Origin of the sequence: Klebsiella sp. HC6, from assembly GCF_022605325.1 — a bacterium.
GTDB lineage: Bacteria > Pseudomonadota > Gammaproteobacteria > Enterobacterales > Enterobacteriaceae > Klebsiella > Klebsiella terrigena.
Map to the genome: position 1 here is coordinate 4,274,506 of NZ_CP093276.1, position 15,125 is coordinate 4,289,630.

Annotated in this window: 15 protein-coding genes; 8 read left to right on the forward strand and 7 right to left on the reverse strand. The window is 56.6% G+C overall.

The window, feature by feature from the left end:
• The 3 genes from sdhA to sdhC are packed head-to-tail and all read right to left on the reverse strand — an operon-like array spanning window position 1 to window position 2,512.
• Window positions 1-1,767, reverse strand: a complete 1,767-nt coding sequence (sdhA, locus tag MMW58_RS20765) for a succinate dehydrogenase flavoprotein subunit (RefSeq protein WP_133596862.1) — start codon at window positions 1,765-1,767, stop codon at window positions 1-3.
• Window positions 1,767-2,114 carry a succinate dehydrogenase membrane anchor subunit gene (gene sdhD / locus MMW58_RS20770; RefSeq protein ID WP_041144632.1) on the reverse strand — a complete coding sequence of 116 codons (348 nt, stop codon included), beginning with the start codon at window positions 2,112-2,114 and terminating at the stop codon, window positions 1,767-1,769. Before sdhD ends, sdhA begins: the two co-directional genes overlap by 1 nt.
• The gene (gene sdhC / locus MMW58_RS20775) at window positions 2,108-2,512 is read right to left on the reverse strand and encodes a succinate dehydrogenase cytochrome b556 subunit (protein ID WP_045854497.1); all 405 of its coding nucleotides are present in this window, start codon (window positions 2,510-2,512) and stop codon (window positions 2,108-2,110) included. Before sdhC ends, sdhD begins: the two co-directional genes overlap by 7 nt.
• Before the next feature lie 324 nt (window positions 2,513-2,836).
• Here sdhC and MMW58_RS30460 point away from each other — a divergent pair, with 324 nt between their 5' ends.
• Together MMW58_RS30460 and gltA are read left to right on the forward strand one after the other, a co-directional pair.
• Window positions 2,837-2,968, forward strand: coding sequence for a hypothetical protein (locus MMW58_RS30460; protein ID WP_421672170.1), 132 nt, complete (start codon window positions 2,837-2,839; stop codon window positions 2,966-2,968).
• Between the two features lie 180 nt (window positions 2,969-3,148).
• Window positions 3,149-4,432 carry a citrate synthase gene (gene gltA, locus MMW58_RS20780; RefSeq protein ID WP_041144630.1) on the forward strand — a complete coding sequence of 428 codons (1,284 nt, stop codon included), beginning with the start codon at window positions 3,149-3,151 and terminating at the stop codon, window positions 4,430-4,432.
• Window positions 4,433-4,511: 79 nt separating this feature from the next.
• On the opposite strand, the gene MMW58_RS20785 is transcribed toward gltA, so the two are convergent.
• Window positions 4,512-5,462 (reverse strand): YhfZ family protein, encoded by a 951-nt coding sequence (locus MMW58_RS20785; protein ID WP_241722010.1) that lies wholly within the window; start codon window positions 5,460-5,462, stop codon window positions 4,512-4,514.
• Between the two features lie 15 nt (window positions 5,463-5,477).
• Complete coding sequence (locus MMW58_RS20790) at window positions 5,478-6,329, reverse strand: class I fructose-bisphosphate aldolase (protein WP_123707040.1); 852 nt, start codon at window positions 6,327-6,329, stop codon at window positions 5,478-5,480.
• 166 nt (window positions 6,330-6,495) lie between these two features.
• Here MMW58_RS20790 and MMW58_RS20795 point away from each other — a divergent pair, with 166 nt between their 5' ends.
• The 6 genes from MMW58_RS20795 to MMW58_RS20820 all read left to right on the forward strand — a co-directional run bounded on the left by MMW58_RS20795 (window position 6,496) and on the right by MMW58_RS20820 (window position 13,601).
• Window positions 6,496-7,893, forward strand: a complete 1,398-nt coding sequence (locus tag MMW58_RS20795) for an FAD-binding oxidoreductase (protein WP_241722011.1) — start codon at window positions 6,496-6,498, stop codon at window positions 7,891-7,893.
• A 22-nt stretch (window positions 7,894-7,915) separates the two neighbouring features.
• Window positions 7,916-9,259: an FGGY-family carbohydrate kinase gene (locus MMW58_RS20800; protein WP_241722012.1), complete on the forward strand. Its 1,344-nt coding sequence runs from the start codon at window positions 7,916-7,918 to the stop codon at window positions 9,257-9,259.
• Window positions 9,256-10,209 (forward strand): 1-phosphofructokinase family hexose kinase, encoded by a 954-nt coding sequence (locus MMW58_RS20805; protein WP_241722013.1) that lies wholly within the window; start codon window positions 9,256-9,258, stop codon window positions 10,207-10,209. The genes MMW58_RS20800 and MMW58_RS20805 overlap by 4 nt, the downstream gene beginning before the upstream one ends.
• A 14-nt stretch (window positions 10,210-10,223) precedes the next feature.
• Window positions 10,224-11,606 carry a sugar porter family MFS transporter gene (locus tag MMW58_RS20810; protein WP_241722014.1) on the forward strand — a complete coding sequence of 461 codons (1,383 nt, stop codon included), beginning with the start codon at window positions 10,224-10,226 and terminating at the stop codon, window positions 11,604-11,606.
• Between the two features lie 92 nt (window positions 11,607-11,698).
• Window positions 11,699-12,202: an RbsD/FucU domain-containing protein gene (locus tag MMW58_RS20815; protein WP_241722015.1), complete on the forward strand. Its 504-nt coding sequence runs from the start codon at window positions 11,699-11,701 to the stop codon at window positions 12,200-12,202.
• Window positions 12,203-12,215: 13 nt separating this feature from the next.
• On the forward strand, window positions 12,216-13,601 hold the full coding sequence (locus MMW58_RS20820; protein ID WP_241722016.1) for a sugar porter family MFS transporter: 1,386 nt from the start codon (window positions 12,216-12,218) through the stop codon (window positions 13,599-13,601).
• A gap of 70 nt (window positions 13,602-13,671) precedes the next feature.
• Here the strand turns inward: MMW58_RS20820 and nei are convergent, their stop codons facing one another.
• The gene (gene nei, locus MMW58_RS20825; RefSeq protein WP_159236073.1) at window positions 13,672-14,463 is read right to left on the reverse strand and encodes an endonuclease VIII; all 792 of its coding nucleotides are present in this window, start codon (window positions 14,461-14,463) and stop codon (window positions 13,672-13,674) included.
• 15 nt (window positions 14,464-14,478) lie between these two features.
• Window positions 14,479-15,123 (reverse strand): pyroglutamyl-peptidase I, encoded by a 645-nt coding sequence (pcp, locus tag MMW58_RS20830; protein WP_133596858.1) that lies wholly within the window; start codon window positions 15,121-15,123, stop codon window positions 14,479-14,481.
• Window positions 15,124-15,125 lie beyond the last annotated feature (2 nt).

The window sequence follows — 15,125 nt, forward strand, 5'->3', positions numbered from 1 at the left end:
TTAATAAGTACGAATCTTCGGCGGGAATGCCGGGCGCAGTTTCGGTTGCATGTTGACGCTACGACGCGTCATCGCTTCCGACTCTGGCAGGTACAGGGAATGGCACAGCCAGTTTTCATCGTCACGTTCCGGGAAGTCGAAGCGGCTATGCGCGCCACGGCTTTCGGTACGGAAGTTTGCCGACACCGCGGTGGCGTAAGCAGTTTCCATCAGGTTATCCAGCTCCAGGCACTCGACGCGCTGGGTGTTGAACTCGCTGGAGGTATCGTCCAGACGCGCATTTTTCAGACGCTCGCGGATCGCCTTCAGCTGCTCAAGCCCTTTTGCCATCGCATCACCTTCGCGGAACACCGAGAAGTTGTGCTGCATACATTCCTGCAGCGCTTTGCGGATCTCGGCCGGGTCTTCACCGTTACGGTTGCCGTTCCAGCGGTTGAGGCGCGCCAGGGAAGCGTCGATCTCTTCTTCCGTAGCGTCGCGCAGATCGCCCTGTTCGGCGATAGATTCCTGCAGATGCACGCCGACCGCGCGGCCGAACACCACCAGGTCAAGCAGCGAGTTGCCGCCCAGGCGGTTAGCGCCGTGGACCGATACGCAGGCGATTTCACCGACGGCGAACAGCCCAGGAATAACCACATCTTCGCCCTGCTCATTAACGGTCAGCGCCTGGCCGCTTACGCGGGTCGGAATACCGCCCATCATGTAGTGGCAGGTTGGGATAACCGGAATCGGCTCTTTCACCGGGTCAACGTGCGCAAAGGTGCGGGACAGTTCGAGGATACCCGGCAGGCGGGATTCGAGAACCTCTTTACCCAGGTGGTCAAGCTTGAGCTTGGCGTGCGGGCCCCACGGACCGTCGCAGCCGCGACCTTCGCGGATTTCGATCATGATGGAACGCGCCACCACGTCACGACCCGCCAGGTCTTTCGCATTCGGCGCATAGCGCTCCATGAAGCGCTCGCCGTGTTTATTCAGCAGATAGCCGCCTTCACCGCGGCAGCCTTCGGTGACCAGAACCCCTGCCCCGGCGATACCGGTTGGGTGGAACTGCCACATTTCCATATCCTGCACCGGCACGCCGGCGCGGATCGCCATCCCAACGCCGTCACCGGTATTGATGTGGGCGTTAGTGGTGGATTGATAAATACGACCTGCACCACCGGTAGCCAGCACGGTTGCGCGGGCCTTGAAGTACACCACTTCACCGGTTTCGATACACAGCGCGGTACAGCCAACGATGGCACCGTCGGCGTTTTTCACCAGATCCAGCGCGTACCATTCGGAGAAGATAGTGGTGTGGTTTTTCAGGTTTTGCTGATACAGCGTATGCAGCAGGGCGTGGCCGGTACGGTCAGCTGCCGCCGCGGTACGTGCCGCCTGCTCGCCGCCGAAGTTTTTCGACTGGCCGCCAAACGGACGTTGATAAATGGTGCCATCTTCGAGACGCGAGAACGGCAGGCCCATATGATCCAGTTCGAGAATCGCTTCCGGACCGGTTTTGCACATATATTCGATGGCGTCCTGATCGCCAATGTAGTCCGACCCTTTAACGGTGTCGTACATGTGCCATTCCCAGTTATCTTCATGGGTATTACCGAGCGCAACGGTGATGCCACCCTGCGCGGAAACGGTATGGGAACGAGTAGGGAACACTTTGGAGAGCAGCGCACAGGACTGGCCGCTCTGGGAAATCTGCAGCGCCGCGCGCATACCTGCGCCACCGGCACCAATCACAACAGCATCAAATTCTCTGACAGGCAATTTCATTACACACCCCACACCACAACAAATCCATAAAGAACGTAAGCCACCAGCGCAACAACGATAAGCAGTTGCAGAACCAGGCGCACAGCCAGTGGTTTAACGTAGTCTGTCAGTACCTGCCACATACCGATCCAGGCGTGGATCAGGATGGAGACGAGGGCCAACAGGGTGAAGACTTTAGTGAACGCGGAGGAGAAAAAACCCGTCCAGACTTCCCATGAGATTTCACCCGTGGTGGCAAAAAAGCCGACCATATAGATGATGTAGAGGGTCAGAACGATAGCGGTGGCACGAACCAGAATGAAGTCATGTACGCCGTTGCGTCCCAGTGCTGAGGCGTTGCTTACCATACGAGGACTCCTGCGAGAAGTGAAAGCACGACAGTAATAACAAAAGAAATCTTGGCGGAGCGTGTCCCTACTTCGAGGGTTTCTTCCAGGTAGCCAAAGTCCATCATCAGGTGGCGGATACCGACCACGGCGTGATAAGCCAATGCGGTCAGAATGCCCCACATAATGAATTTCACGAAGAAGCTATCCATAATGGATGCCGCAGTGAGGAAACCTTCAGGAGAGGAAAGGCTGGTGCCCAGCAGCCAAAGCAGAATCCCGACCGCCACGAAGGTGATCACACCGGATACGCGATGGAGAATGGACGCTATCGCCGTGATTGGGAACCGGATCGTTTGCAGATCCAGATTGACAGGTCTTTGTTTTTTCACATTTCTTACCATGAATAACGCCCACATGCTGTTCTTATTGTTTCCTTCCTCCGGTCTGCTTGCGGGTCAGACAGCGTCCTTTCTATAACCTGTAGTCATGAATAAACTCCTTTTCAGGAGCGAAAACGTGACCAAACAACGCTGGGTGGCTCGGGATTGCAGGGTGTTCCGGAGACCTGGCGGCAGTATAGGCCGTTCACAAAATCATTACAATTAACCTACATATAGTTTGTCGGGTTTTGTCCCGAACAGTGATCAAAGTCACGATAACAACATTATTTTAAAATTTAATCACCTGATTTGACAAATATTAAACATTCTTGTTACAACCATTACCAGATAAATGCAATAATGCTCAAAAGTTATGGGGTCACTCTTTCACCTGAGAATAAGTTATGCAACAGTGTGACGGTATTGACCAATGTAATCAGGACGGTTATTAGTGGTATAACGATTTTTAAATTCGGGCTGCTAAAACGCTGATTTGCTGTTATTTCGTCGTAAACTGAAAACGTTCCATCAAGCGCCTTTGCTCTGTACCCTGCCAATTCCGCTGTCGCAGAGCTGTGTGCAACATAACAAACTGGTAACGTAATCAGGCACGAGCCGAAGGCAAATCCCCCCCGGCAGTCTTAAGCAATAAAGGCGCTAAGGAGACCATAAATGTCTGATGCAAAAGCAAAAATCACCCTAGGTGGTGATACTGCTATCGAACTGGATGTGCTAAAAGGCACGCTAGGCCAGGATGTTATTGATATTCGTAGTCTTGGTTCAAAAGGCGTATTTACCTTTGACCCTGGTTTCACTTCAACCGCATCGTGTGAATCTAAAATCACCTTTATCGACGGTGATGAAGGTATTCTGCTCCACCGTGGTTTCCCGATCGATCAGTTAGCGACCGAGTCCAACTACCTTGAAGTCTGCTACATCCTGCTGAACGGCGAAAAGCCGAATCAGGCCCAGTACGAAGAGTTCAAAACCACCGTTACCCGCCACACCATGATCCACGAGCAGATTACCCGTCTGTTCCACGCGTTTCGTCGCGACTCGCACCCGATGGCGGTGATGTGCGGTATTACCGGCGCGCTGGCTGCGTTCTATCACGACTCCCTGGACGTGAATAATCCACGCCACCGTGATATCGCGGCGTTCCGCCTGCTGTCCAAAATGCCGACAATGGCAGCGATGTGTTACAAATATTCAATCGGCCAGCCTTTTGTTTATCCGCGCAACGACCTCTCCTACGCGGGTAACTTCCTGAATATGATGTTCTCCACGCCGTGTGAAACCTACGAGGTTAATCCGGTACTGGAACGCGCCATGGACCGTATTCTGATCCTGCACGCTGACCACGAGCAGAACGCTTCAACCTCAACCGTCCGTACCGCAGGCTCCTCAGGCGCGAACCCGTTCGCCTGTATCGCTGCGGGCATCGCCTCCCTGTGGGGACCGGCGCACGGCGGCGCGAACGAAGCGGCGCTGAAGATGCTGGAAGAGATCAGCTCCGTTGAGCACATTCCGGAATTCGTTCGTCGCGCGAAAGATAAAAATGACTCTTTCCGCCTGATGGGCTTTGGCCACCGCGTGTACAAAAACTACGACCCGCGCGCCACCGTCATGCGTGAAACCTGCCATGAAGTGCTGAAAGAGCTGGGCACCAAAGACGATCTGCTGGAAGTGGCGATGGAGCTTGAGCACATTGCGCTCAACGACCCGTACTTCATCGAGAAGAAACTCTATCCGAACGTCGATTTCTACTCCGGTATCATCCTGAAAGCGATGGGTATTCCGTCCTCCATGTTTACCGTTATCTTCGCGATGGCACGTACCGTAGGCTGGATTGCCCACTGGAACGAAATGCACAGCGACGGCATGAAAATTGCCCGTCCGCGTCAGCTGTACACCGGCTACGACAAGCGTGATTTCAAGTGCGACATCAAGCACTAAGCCAGATTTCGGCAACAAAAAACGCGCCTTCAGGGCGCGTTTTTTTATGGCTGCGATATCGCCGCTATCTGAGCACCATTCAGGGCAGACGAAACGCCAGCTGAACGTCATTGAGGCTATCGAACGCCTGAGATGATTGCTGCTGCAGGCGCGGAAGATCGAGCTGATGCAGCAGTTGGGCTACGGGAGAGGACGAGCGGACCACCAGTACCGCGCTGGAAATCTCTTTGGCCAGCGCCTGCGCGGACGGATTATCCAGCGGACAGATGTTCAACCCAACCTTATCCAGCGGAATCAGCGATGCTTGCTGATGCCAGACGCCGGTATCAATTTCGCCGAGAAAAACGGAACGCGGCAGCAGGGTAAAATCCACTTCCACATACTCATAATCCGCTTCCGGGAACTGGGCTCGCGTCAGCCGCTGATGATCGCTGGAATGAAAATCGATGCCGACGCGCGGGCGCCGGGCTAACGCCGCATCGGTTTTCTCCACCACCACCAGACTACCCGGCCGATAGTAGCTTCCGTAGCCGACGTCAAAGAGTTCGAAGCCCTGTTCGGCGGTATCCGCCATCAGCATTTGTGCAGAACCGGAAGAGAGCAGAACAATATCCACCGCATGATGCTCAAAAGCGGCCAGGCGCGAACGCGCGCCGCGCAGATAGCCGACGGTGGTGACCACACCCCAGCATTCGGACTGCTGTACAAACGCGGAGGCCACCTGCGTCGCTTCGAGGGAGCCTCGAGGCGGCAGCAGGATATGCACCGGCGGCATGCGTGCGGCGTCCCAGAGCGTCGGGAAATCCCAGGAGACGACAAATGTCCCCTGGTGCCCGCGAGAGACGAGATTGACCGCGCCATCTTTTTTCAGCTCCTGCAGCGCCTTTTGCACCGTACCAGAGCCAATATCCAGCACCTCCTGAAACCAGGAGGTGGTCGGCAGACGGCCGGATAGCCCAAGCGTGATAATCGTGCGGGCAATAAATGCGACCGGAGAAAGCTGTTTCGCATCGTGCGCAATAACCGTCATTGTTTCCGTCAACTCTTACTGTTCCAGAAGCCGCAGCGCCCGTTCAACGCTGTGGTTTTCATGCACCACGGCATTTAGCGCGCGAAGCACGCCGGCCGGCCGCTGCGCGCGGAAAATACGTCGTCCAAACATGACCCCTTTCGCTCCCGCCTGCATGGCATCGGCTGCCAGCTGCAGCGTTGACTGCGGATCTTCGCCGCCCGCACCGCCTGCCAGCAGCACCGGAGTATAGCAGGTGCTTGTTACCGCAGCAAAATCCTCCACCGAGCCGGGCCAAAGCGCCTTCACCAAATCCGCGCCGATATCGGCGGCAATCCGGCAGTACATACTCATCACCCCGGCGCTAAGCGCGTCGGGATCGATGCCCTCCAGCGCCGAGCGGGGTTCGATAATCACCGCGATACCGTATCGTTCACATTCGCGAACAATACGCGCGTTGCGCGCAATTTCCGCCTGTTCCAGCGCCGTATCCTTCTGCCCGAGGTACATATAGGTCATCACTGCATCAATACCGCTGGCGGCCACCTCGCTAATTTCTGCCAGCTGCACCAGCACGCCTTCGCTGCGGCCATCTTTTCCCGGCGTATAAATCGAACGCGCGTGGTTTTTCCAGTCGAGATGTAGCACAAACCCCGGCCTGTCACGCCCCATAAACGTCTGATCCACCAGCGGGATCATCCCCGGCGAAACCATCACCCCATCCGCGCCGCGCAGCTGGGCAAAGACGGTTTCAATATCCCTGCGGGTTTTCAGCCCCGACGGTGGGCCGGACATCACCCCGTGGGATGCGGCGACGACCACCGCGTGCCCTGTTTCCGGGCGCAAAATACGACTTAAACGAACTGCCTTGCCGGTACGGGAATCCATCTTGCTCTCCTTCACAAAGTTGACTAAAAAATAAAATGCAATTTGCAGCTTTCTGCAAATTGATCGTATATTAGCCATCAACACGATGTCAATGAATTATCCCTGAGCGCGTTTTCTCCGCCAGACCGCCAGGATGTTCTCTACAATTGTCAATGCAGGAGTTGGTATGCCGGACATTTCTCATCTCATTAGCGCCTTGAAAAATATATTGCCAGAACAGCAGGTACTGAGCGACCGCGAAACCCTTCAGGCCTCAAGCCACGATACATGGCCACTGTCGACAAAGCTCAGGCGCTTAGGGTGCCATGATTACCAGGCCGACGTTGTGGTGAAGGTCACCGATGAGCAACAGATCCAGCAGGTGCTCGCGCTGGCGACGGCGAACGATACGCCGGTCACCCCTCGGGCTCTGGCTTCTTCGGTCACCGGACAGCCGCTACCCACGCGGGGCGGTATCGTCCTCGATCTCACTGCCATGGCGCATCAGCGCGCAATCAATACGACCAACCTGACCGTCGAAGTCTCCGCCGGCTACAACGGCGGTCAGTTGGAAGATGAACTGCAGCAGATGGGCTGGACGCTAGGACACTCACCGCAATCGCTGTACCAGTCCAGCGTCGGCGGCTGGCTATCAACGCTGGCGACCGGCCAGTTCTCCTCTTACTACGGCGGAATTGAAGATCTCATTACCGCCTATACGGTTATCCTCGCAACGGGTGAAAAGGTACGGCTGAAAGCCTCGCCGCGCGCGGCGATGGGGCCGGATCTACGCCAGCTATTTATCGGCGCCGAAGGAACGCTGGGCGTAGTAACCTCGGTGCAGCTCAAGATATTCCCGCTGCCGCAAACGCGTCTTTACGACACCCTGGAGCTGCCCTCCGTCGAAGCCGGACTGCAGATCATGCGCGAACAGGCGATGGCCGGGCTGCGCCCTTTCCTCCTCCGGCTGTACGATCCCACCGAAGCCCGCCACGCTATGCAAAATCCGGCTCAGGACAAGCCGGTGATGTTCCTAGGCACTCAGGGCGTTGAGGCCGTCGCCCGTGCGGAAATGGACGCATTTATGACTCTTGTCCAGCGTCACGGCGGCAAATCGATCGGTACTCAGGGCGTACTGCAGTGGATGGATCGCCGCTTCGACTTCTCAACGGTCGAAAAGCTGCTGGATTGCAGCGGCGGCTTTGCTGAAACCATCGAAGTCGCTCATACCTGGGACGGTATCGCCAGCCTGTATCACGACCTGAATCAAGCGCTGACGCCGCTGGCCGGCGAAGTTCTCTCGCATTTCTCCCACGTCTATCCGCAGGGGACCTCCATGTACATGATCCTTCTCGGACACGAAACCAACGACGCCGAGGCGGTAGACAAGCTTCGCACTATATGGCGGGAGGCGATGCGCGTCTGCCTGGCGCACGGCGCCGAGCTCTCGCACCACCACGGCGGCGGACTGGTACGCTCACCCTATGCCCGAGAATCGCTTGCTTCGGCGCATATACTGCTGCGACGCGTTAAGCAGGCGCTCGATCCAAACGGCATTCTCAACCCTGGCAAACTGGGGCTATAACGCTTAACTGAGGGTCATCACCATGTGGTTTCTCGGCATTGATATTGGCACCACGCATATAAAAATTATCGGCATCGACGAAGAAGGTCAGCCGTTGGCGGTGAAAAAGTGCCGCACGCCCGTCCTCCAGCGCGACGGGCTGACCTTCCACGATGCGCAGGCGGTTTGGCAAACCGTGGCGGCGCTTATCATCGACTACTCCCGCAGCGAGGCCCGCACCTGCGGCCCGCTGGCGGCGATCTCCATCGGCACCTTTGGCCAGGAGGAGTCGGTGGCGGTCAATCGCTATGGTGATGTTGTCTATCCATCGCTGGCGTGGTGGGAGAACTACCCTGCCGCCGCGCTGCCCGACGACGTTCATCTCTGGCTGGATAGCCAGGCGCATTACGCTGTTTCCGGGATGCGATCGCGCCCGAACCAGAGTCCGGAACGGCTGAGCTGGATACGCCAGCAGCATCCCGATCTCTGGAGGCAAATCGACCAGTGGGTAGATTTCGGCAGCTACACCATGTGGCGTTTAACCGGCGAATGGCGGGCCTGCACCTCGCAAATAACCCACTCGCAGTGCGTCGATTTACAATCGATGCGCCTCCATGAACCCACGCTGGATAGGCTCGGGCTACGCCCCGAAATTTTCCCGGCTACGGTTAACACCGGCGAGCACTGCGGGGAGATTAGCCCTCAGGCTCTTCCCGCAGTGGCGCTGCACCCCGCAGCCTGCGTTTTTGCCGGCGGGCACGATCAAATTATTGCCGCCTGGGCGGTTCAGAGTCGCCAGCCCACTCACGTCTTCGATTCGATCGGCACCTCGGAATATCTGATGGTGCTGACGCCCCACTTCCCGGATACGCCGATCGCCTGGCAGCTTGGCGTGGATATCGAACGAACCTGGCAGCCGGGAGAATTTGTCATGGGCTGCGCGACGCCGTCGGGGAAAATCATTCAGACGCTGGCGGAACTGCTCTATCAGGGGGATTACGATCCGCTGTTTCGCGAGCTGCTCGAGGAGGCACGCACGCCTGGCGTGTCGGTCTCAGTTAATGACGACGAATCTCTGGGCCTGTTTTCACTGCACCATTTGCCTGCCGGTATTCAGCCGGCAAGCATCGTGCAGGCAACCCTGAACCATATCGCCGATCGCGCATTCCGACTGCTGACCAGGATGTGCGAGATTGGCGCAATCCGCCCTCAGGATGCCGTGCTGATGGGCTCGCTATTCCAGCGCAAGGAGATGCTTGAGCACCGCAAACGCCGTTGGAAAATGCCGCTGTTCGTCAGCGAGCTCGCTGAACCGGTTGCCACGGGCGCCGCCATGATCGCCCGCGAAAGCTGGCTCATTACCACTCACCGGGAGAACCGCCAGTGAACGTGCTTATCGCCTCGCTGAATACGGCTATTGAACGTCTGCTGCTGGTCGACCAACAGCGTCCCGGAACGGTCCATCGCCTGCTGAACGATAAAACCCTGGCCGGCGGGAAAGGGGTGAACGTGGCGCGCGTTTTACGCCAGCTTCAGCTACAGCTGGAAAACGCGCCGGAGCCCCTGCTGCTCGGTTTTCTTGGCGGCGCGACGGGTCGGCTATGCCGCGAGCTGCTGGCCGAGGAAGGGCTGGAGGGACGCTGGTGCGAGATTGCCGCGAGCACCCGCATCTGCGAGGTGGTGACGGAGCAAAAAGCACCGGACAAAGCCAGCGTCTACAACGCCGTTGGCCCGGCTATTCAGCCCGAGGAATACCGTCGTTTGTGGAGCATGCTGGCGACGGAGCTTCCTCGCGCCAGCGCCGTTGTCTGCACCGGTTCTCTGGCGCAGAACCTGACGCCGGACGAGTACGGGCGCTGGATATCCCTGGCCCGCGAACATGGCGTCCTTTCGCTGCTCGATACCCACGGGGCCGCGCTGCTGCAATCCGCCGCCGCGCTGCCTGACATCATCAAAATCAACCGCGATGAGCTGCGGCAGGCCAATGCAGAGACGGCGGACGATTTACCCGGCCACTGGCTCGCGCAGGGCGTGCGCTGCGTGATTATTACCGATGGACAGCGGCCAACCCAGGCGCTTACGCCGGACGGAAATTTTACAGTCGCCGCCCCCGCCGTGGCGACGCTCAGCGCGGTTGGCTCTGGCGATGCGTACTGCGCCGGGCTCATCGCCAGCCTGCTGGCCCGACCGCAGTCGGGCTGGGCGGCGCACCTGACGCTCGCGGCGGCCTGCGGCGCGGCCAATGCGGCCAGCTCAACGGCAGGCCTGGCCGCCGACGTCAGCCTTCATGTATTACAACAACGCTGCGCGGTACGCGCGGTACGCTCACCCGCTTAATAACGGAGTGTATTATGGTCAGTCATGCCTCTATCTCAGCAAAAAACGCCTGGATGCGTAACGTTCTGTTGATCTCCATAGTGACCGCCGTCGGCGGGTTTCTGTTTGGTTTTGATAACGGCAGTATTTCCGGCTCCGTCGGTTTTTTACAAAGCAAATTCACCCTTGATGCGAACGGTATCGGCTGGGTGACGTCGTCGATTATCGTAGGCTGTATCATCGGCGTAGCGCTGGCGGGGCCGCTTTCCGATGCGGTAGGACGAAAAAAAGTTCTGCTGCTGACGGCGCTGATTTTTATTTTTGGCGTACTCGGTCAGGCCATGGCGACCTCGGCGGAGATGCTGGTGTGGTTTCGCATCCTCGTGGGGGTGGGTATCGGCGTGGAAACAACCATCGCGCCGCTCTACATCGCCGAGGTTTCCCCGGCGCACATTCGCGGTCGACTGGTCTCGTTAAATCAGCTTTTTAACTGCGTGGGCAATCTGGCTATTTTTTCGATTGCGGCAATCATCGCCAGTAGCGCCAGCGAAGCGTGGAATATCGAATACGGCTGGCGGGTTATCTTCGCGACCGGCATCGCCCCGGCGGCGATCTTTCTGATCCTGCTGGCATGGGTGCCGGAAAGCCCACGCTGGCTGCTGCGCAAAGGGCATGATGCGAAGGGGCTCGAGGTGCTGCGAAAAATTAATCCGGATGAAGCAACGGCCAGGCAGCAGCTGGCGGCGATCCAATCCGCGTTACAAAATGAAAGCCAGTCCAGACTGAGCGAGCTGTTTACCCCTCGCCTGCGTAAGGCGCTGATCGTCGGCTTTTGCGTGGCTCTGTTTCAACAAATTACCGGAATTAACGCCATTTTTTACTACGCCCCGGAAATCTTTAAAACAGCGGGTGTGGATGTCAGCGGCGCGATGTCTTTTACCGTACTGATTGGCCTGACGCTGGTTATTTCGACCCTGCTCTCCATGTGGATCATTGATAAAGTCGGACGCCGTTCGCTGCTGATTTTCGGCTCTATCGGTATGACGATTGCGCTAACCTGTATTGGGATGCTGTTCCGCGCCAGCGAAGCGCACACCACCCTGTTGCTGCTGAGTATTCTCGCCTATGTGGCTATTTTCGCCGTCTCTTATGGCACCGTGGCCTACGTCATCATCGCAGAAATATTCCCTATTCAGGTTCGCGGCGTGGCGGTTTCTATCGCAACGTTTGCCCTTTGGGGAGGCAACTTTTTGGTGTCGCGCTTTTTCCCGGTCCTCGTGGAAAATATCAGTGCGGCAGGCACATTCTTTATTTTTGCCGCCACCTCGGCGGTCGCGCTAATTTTTGTCCTGACCATGGTTCCTGAAACTAAAGGCAAGACCCTGGAGGAAATAGAGCTCGAATTACACCATAAATAATCCTTAGCCCACGGCGGGCGGAGGGAGCGTTTCACCACCTGACACCCTGTACCGTATTTTACTTATATAAATAACACTATCCGGAGTACATTATGAGACCTGGAAAAATCCTACATCCGCAAATCGCCTCAGCGTTAGCCAGTTTAGGGCATGGCGACATTATATTAGTTACCGATGCCGGCGCACCGATTCCCGCTGACGCGAACCGCATCGATCTTGCCTTTTATTCCGGGAGCATCGATCTTCTTGAAATTCTCGCCGTTCTGCGCAATGAAATTTTCATCGAAGAAGTTATTTTTGCCGATGAGGTCCCGGATAATAATCCAAAACTACTCACCCATGTAACCGAGATATTTACCGGCAGCGGTGCGGACTTCACCTTGATTCCCCACAGCAATCTCGTTACCGATATTTATCCGCGGGCTAAAGTGACTATTCGTTCCGGTTCGCTGATGCCCTGGGGAAACTTTGCGCTGGTCGCCAGCACCGATCCTGATGCCTGGTTCGACGGCTCCATGAAAATAATCCCTGAATATATTGAACGCTCCCGGCGCATTACCGACAAGGCCGTACCAAAAATAAAAAAAGTTTACTAACGGGTGCCTGCACATGAATACAACACATCATATGAGTTATAAACTGTCCCTCATAGCCTCATTAGCGGGGCTGTTGTATGGTTTTGATTCCGCAGTTATCGCCGGAGCAATCTCTCATCTCAGTAAATATTTTTCACTCGATGCTATCGGTACCGGATGGGCGGTTTCTTCGGTCGTTTTAGGGTTTATGATAGGCGCGCTGAGCGGGCAGTTTATCAATAACTCTTTGGGGCGCAAAAAAGCATTACTGATCTCCGGATTGCTGGTTTTTTTAGCGGGGATATTCACCGCATTCCCCTATAACTTTACCCTGTTTATCCTGTTCAGGATCCTTGGTGGCGTCGGCGTGGGGCTGGGTTCGGCAACCGCCCCCGTGTATATCGGCGAAATATCGGCACAGGAAATACGTGGTAAAACGCTGGGTTTTTACCAAATGATGATCGCTTTCGGCATCCTGCTGGTCTACCTGGTCAATGCGCTGGTCGCCGCCCAGGCGCCAGACCAGGCGTGGGCGACCCAATATTCATGGCGCTTTATGTTAGGCGCGATGGCGCTTCCCGGCTGTTTGTTTATGATCCTCGTCTGCTTTTTGCCAGAATCCCCACGCTGGCTAATGGGTAAAAACAGGGATGCCGAAGCAAATAAGATAATGAAATATATTAATGGCGAGGACTATGACTGTACCGCTGAATTGTCGGAAATTAAACGCTCATTTTCCGCTAGCGGGGCCGGAAGCTCAGGGGCCACCACCTCACTATTATCGAAAAAATACCGCAGGGTATCATTTACGATCCTCGCCATGGCGCTGCTGGCAAATCTTTGTGGCATTAACGCCGTCCTGTATTATGGCAACGTATTACTTGAAAATATTGGCATCGCAAACGAACGCACCGCCTATTATCAGCAAATTATTATCGGCAGCGCATTTTTTGCCGCTGCGGTATGGGCCGTGTATCGGGTGGATAAATATGGTCGACGTAAGCTCCTGGTCGTCGGATCGTTTGTCTGCTTTGTATCGCTTACGCTGCTCGGAATTTTAATCTGGATGGGCGTCACCAGCATCTTTATGCTGGTGATTATGATTATCTATATTTTATTTTTTGGCGGAACCGTCGGGCCTATTCTATGGATAATTATCCCGGAGCTGTCACCGAACATTATTCGCGGTAAGCTGATGTCGTGGGCGACATTTTTAATCTGGAGCGGTAGCTTTATTGTCTCCCAGACTTTCCCGATGCTGACGGATAGCCGCATGCTCAACGAGTGGTTCAACGGCAGTTTCCCTTTCCTGCTCTATGGATTGTGCTGTCTGCTGTGGTTTTTACTCAATCTCTTCTGCGTAACGGAGACCAAAGATAAATCCCTTGAGCAAATCAGCGCCGAGATGAGCGCGGCCTGAATACGACACGACCCGCCTGCAAAAAATCACGCTAACCCTGCCCGCCTACGCGCAGGGTTAGCAAGCTGCTTTAATGCTGGCAGCCGGGGCACCAGTAGAACGGCCTGGAGGAGAGCATGGTTCTCTCGATAAGCGTGCCGCAGCGTTCGCAGGGCTCGCCGTCGCGGTGGAAAACCTTAAAGCGAAACAGCGCCCCGTGGTGCCGATTTTCATCCACCTGGCCGCGGGTAGTGTAGGAGAGACGCGGGATCGCCAGCAGCGCCTGCGCCAGGGCATCGAGCTGGCTGTCCGTCAGCGCCGAGGCCTTGTGCCGCCCGGTCAACCCAACCTGCCAGAGGATTTCAACCCGCAGATAGTTGCCCAGCCCGGCGAGGAATGCCTGGTCCAGCAGCAGGCCGGAAAACTGACGCTGGCGGAATTTTGCCGACAGCAGGCGGGCCTTGACCTCTTCCACCGTCAGGCTCATATCCAGCACGTCGGGGCCGACCCTGAGTAAAAACGGGTGTACCGCCAGCTGCGCCGGGGTCAATATTTCAATATCCGAAGCGCTGTAGAGCAGCACCGCCTTCTCCGCCGTCTGCAGCCTGACGCGCAGAATGCGGTTGGTCGACGGCTGCTCTCCTGCCGCGACCACACGCCACACGCCGTACAGCTGATTGTGGCTGTACAGCGTCAGCCCGCCGGAGAAATGCGTCAACAGCGCTTTACCGCGCGTCTCAATGTGCGTCACCTGCTGGCCCACCAGCTCAGACTGCCAGGGCTGCAGCTGCGGGAAAGCAAACCAGACCTCGGTCAGAGGTTTGCCTTTAATCGCCAATTCCAGGCTATCCGCCGCGCGGCGGATTTCCGGACCTTCCGGCATAATATCGTCCTTCTGTTAGTGCGTCGCGCCGCCGGTAACGCTGAGATCGTCGTCGTGAGTCAAGGATACGGCAATCGCCGTTTCCAGCGCCGCTCGTATCGTTTCCAGCGCCATACTCGCCTCGCCGGGATGGGCCGCAGCCTGCTCCGGCAGATACGGAATATGGATAAAACCGCCTTTTACGCCCGCCTGACCCTGCAGCTTGTGCAGCAGACCGTACATAACGTGATTACACACGAAGGTCCCCGCCGTCTGTGATACCGAAGCGGGAATGCCCTGCTGGCGCAGCGCGGCGACGATCGCTTTGATCGGCAGGCTGCTAAACCAGGCGGCCGGACCATCAGCCACGATCGGCCGATCGATCGGCTGCTGGCCCTTGTTATCCGGGATCCGCGCATCGTCGACGTTGATCGCCACGCGTTCAACGGTAATATCAGCCCGCCCTCCCGCCTGACCAATAGCAAGGGTTAACGCGGGCCTGAATTCATCCAGCGCGGCGTGAAGCGCCGTCAGCGCCTCATTAAAAACGCAGGGCAGCTGCCGCGCCACGACGCGCTCTCCGGCAATGATAGCGCCATCGAGTCGCTTTACCACTTCCCACGAAGGGTTAACCGCTTCGCCGTCAAACGGTTCGAAACCGGTGATCAATACGCCAGCCATGC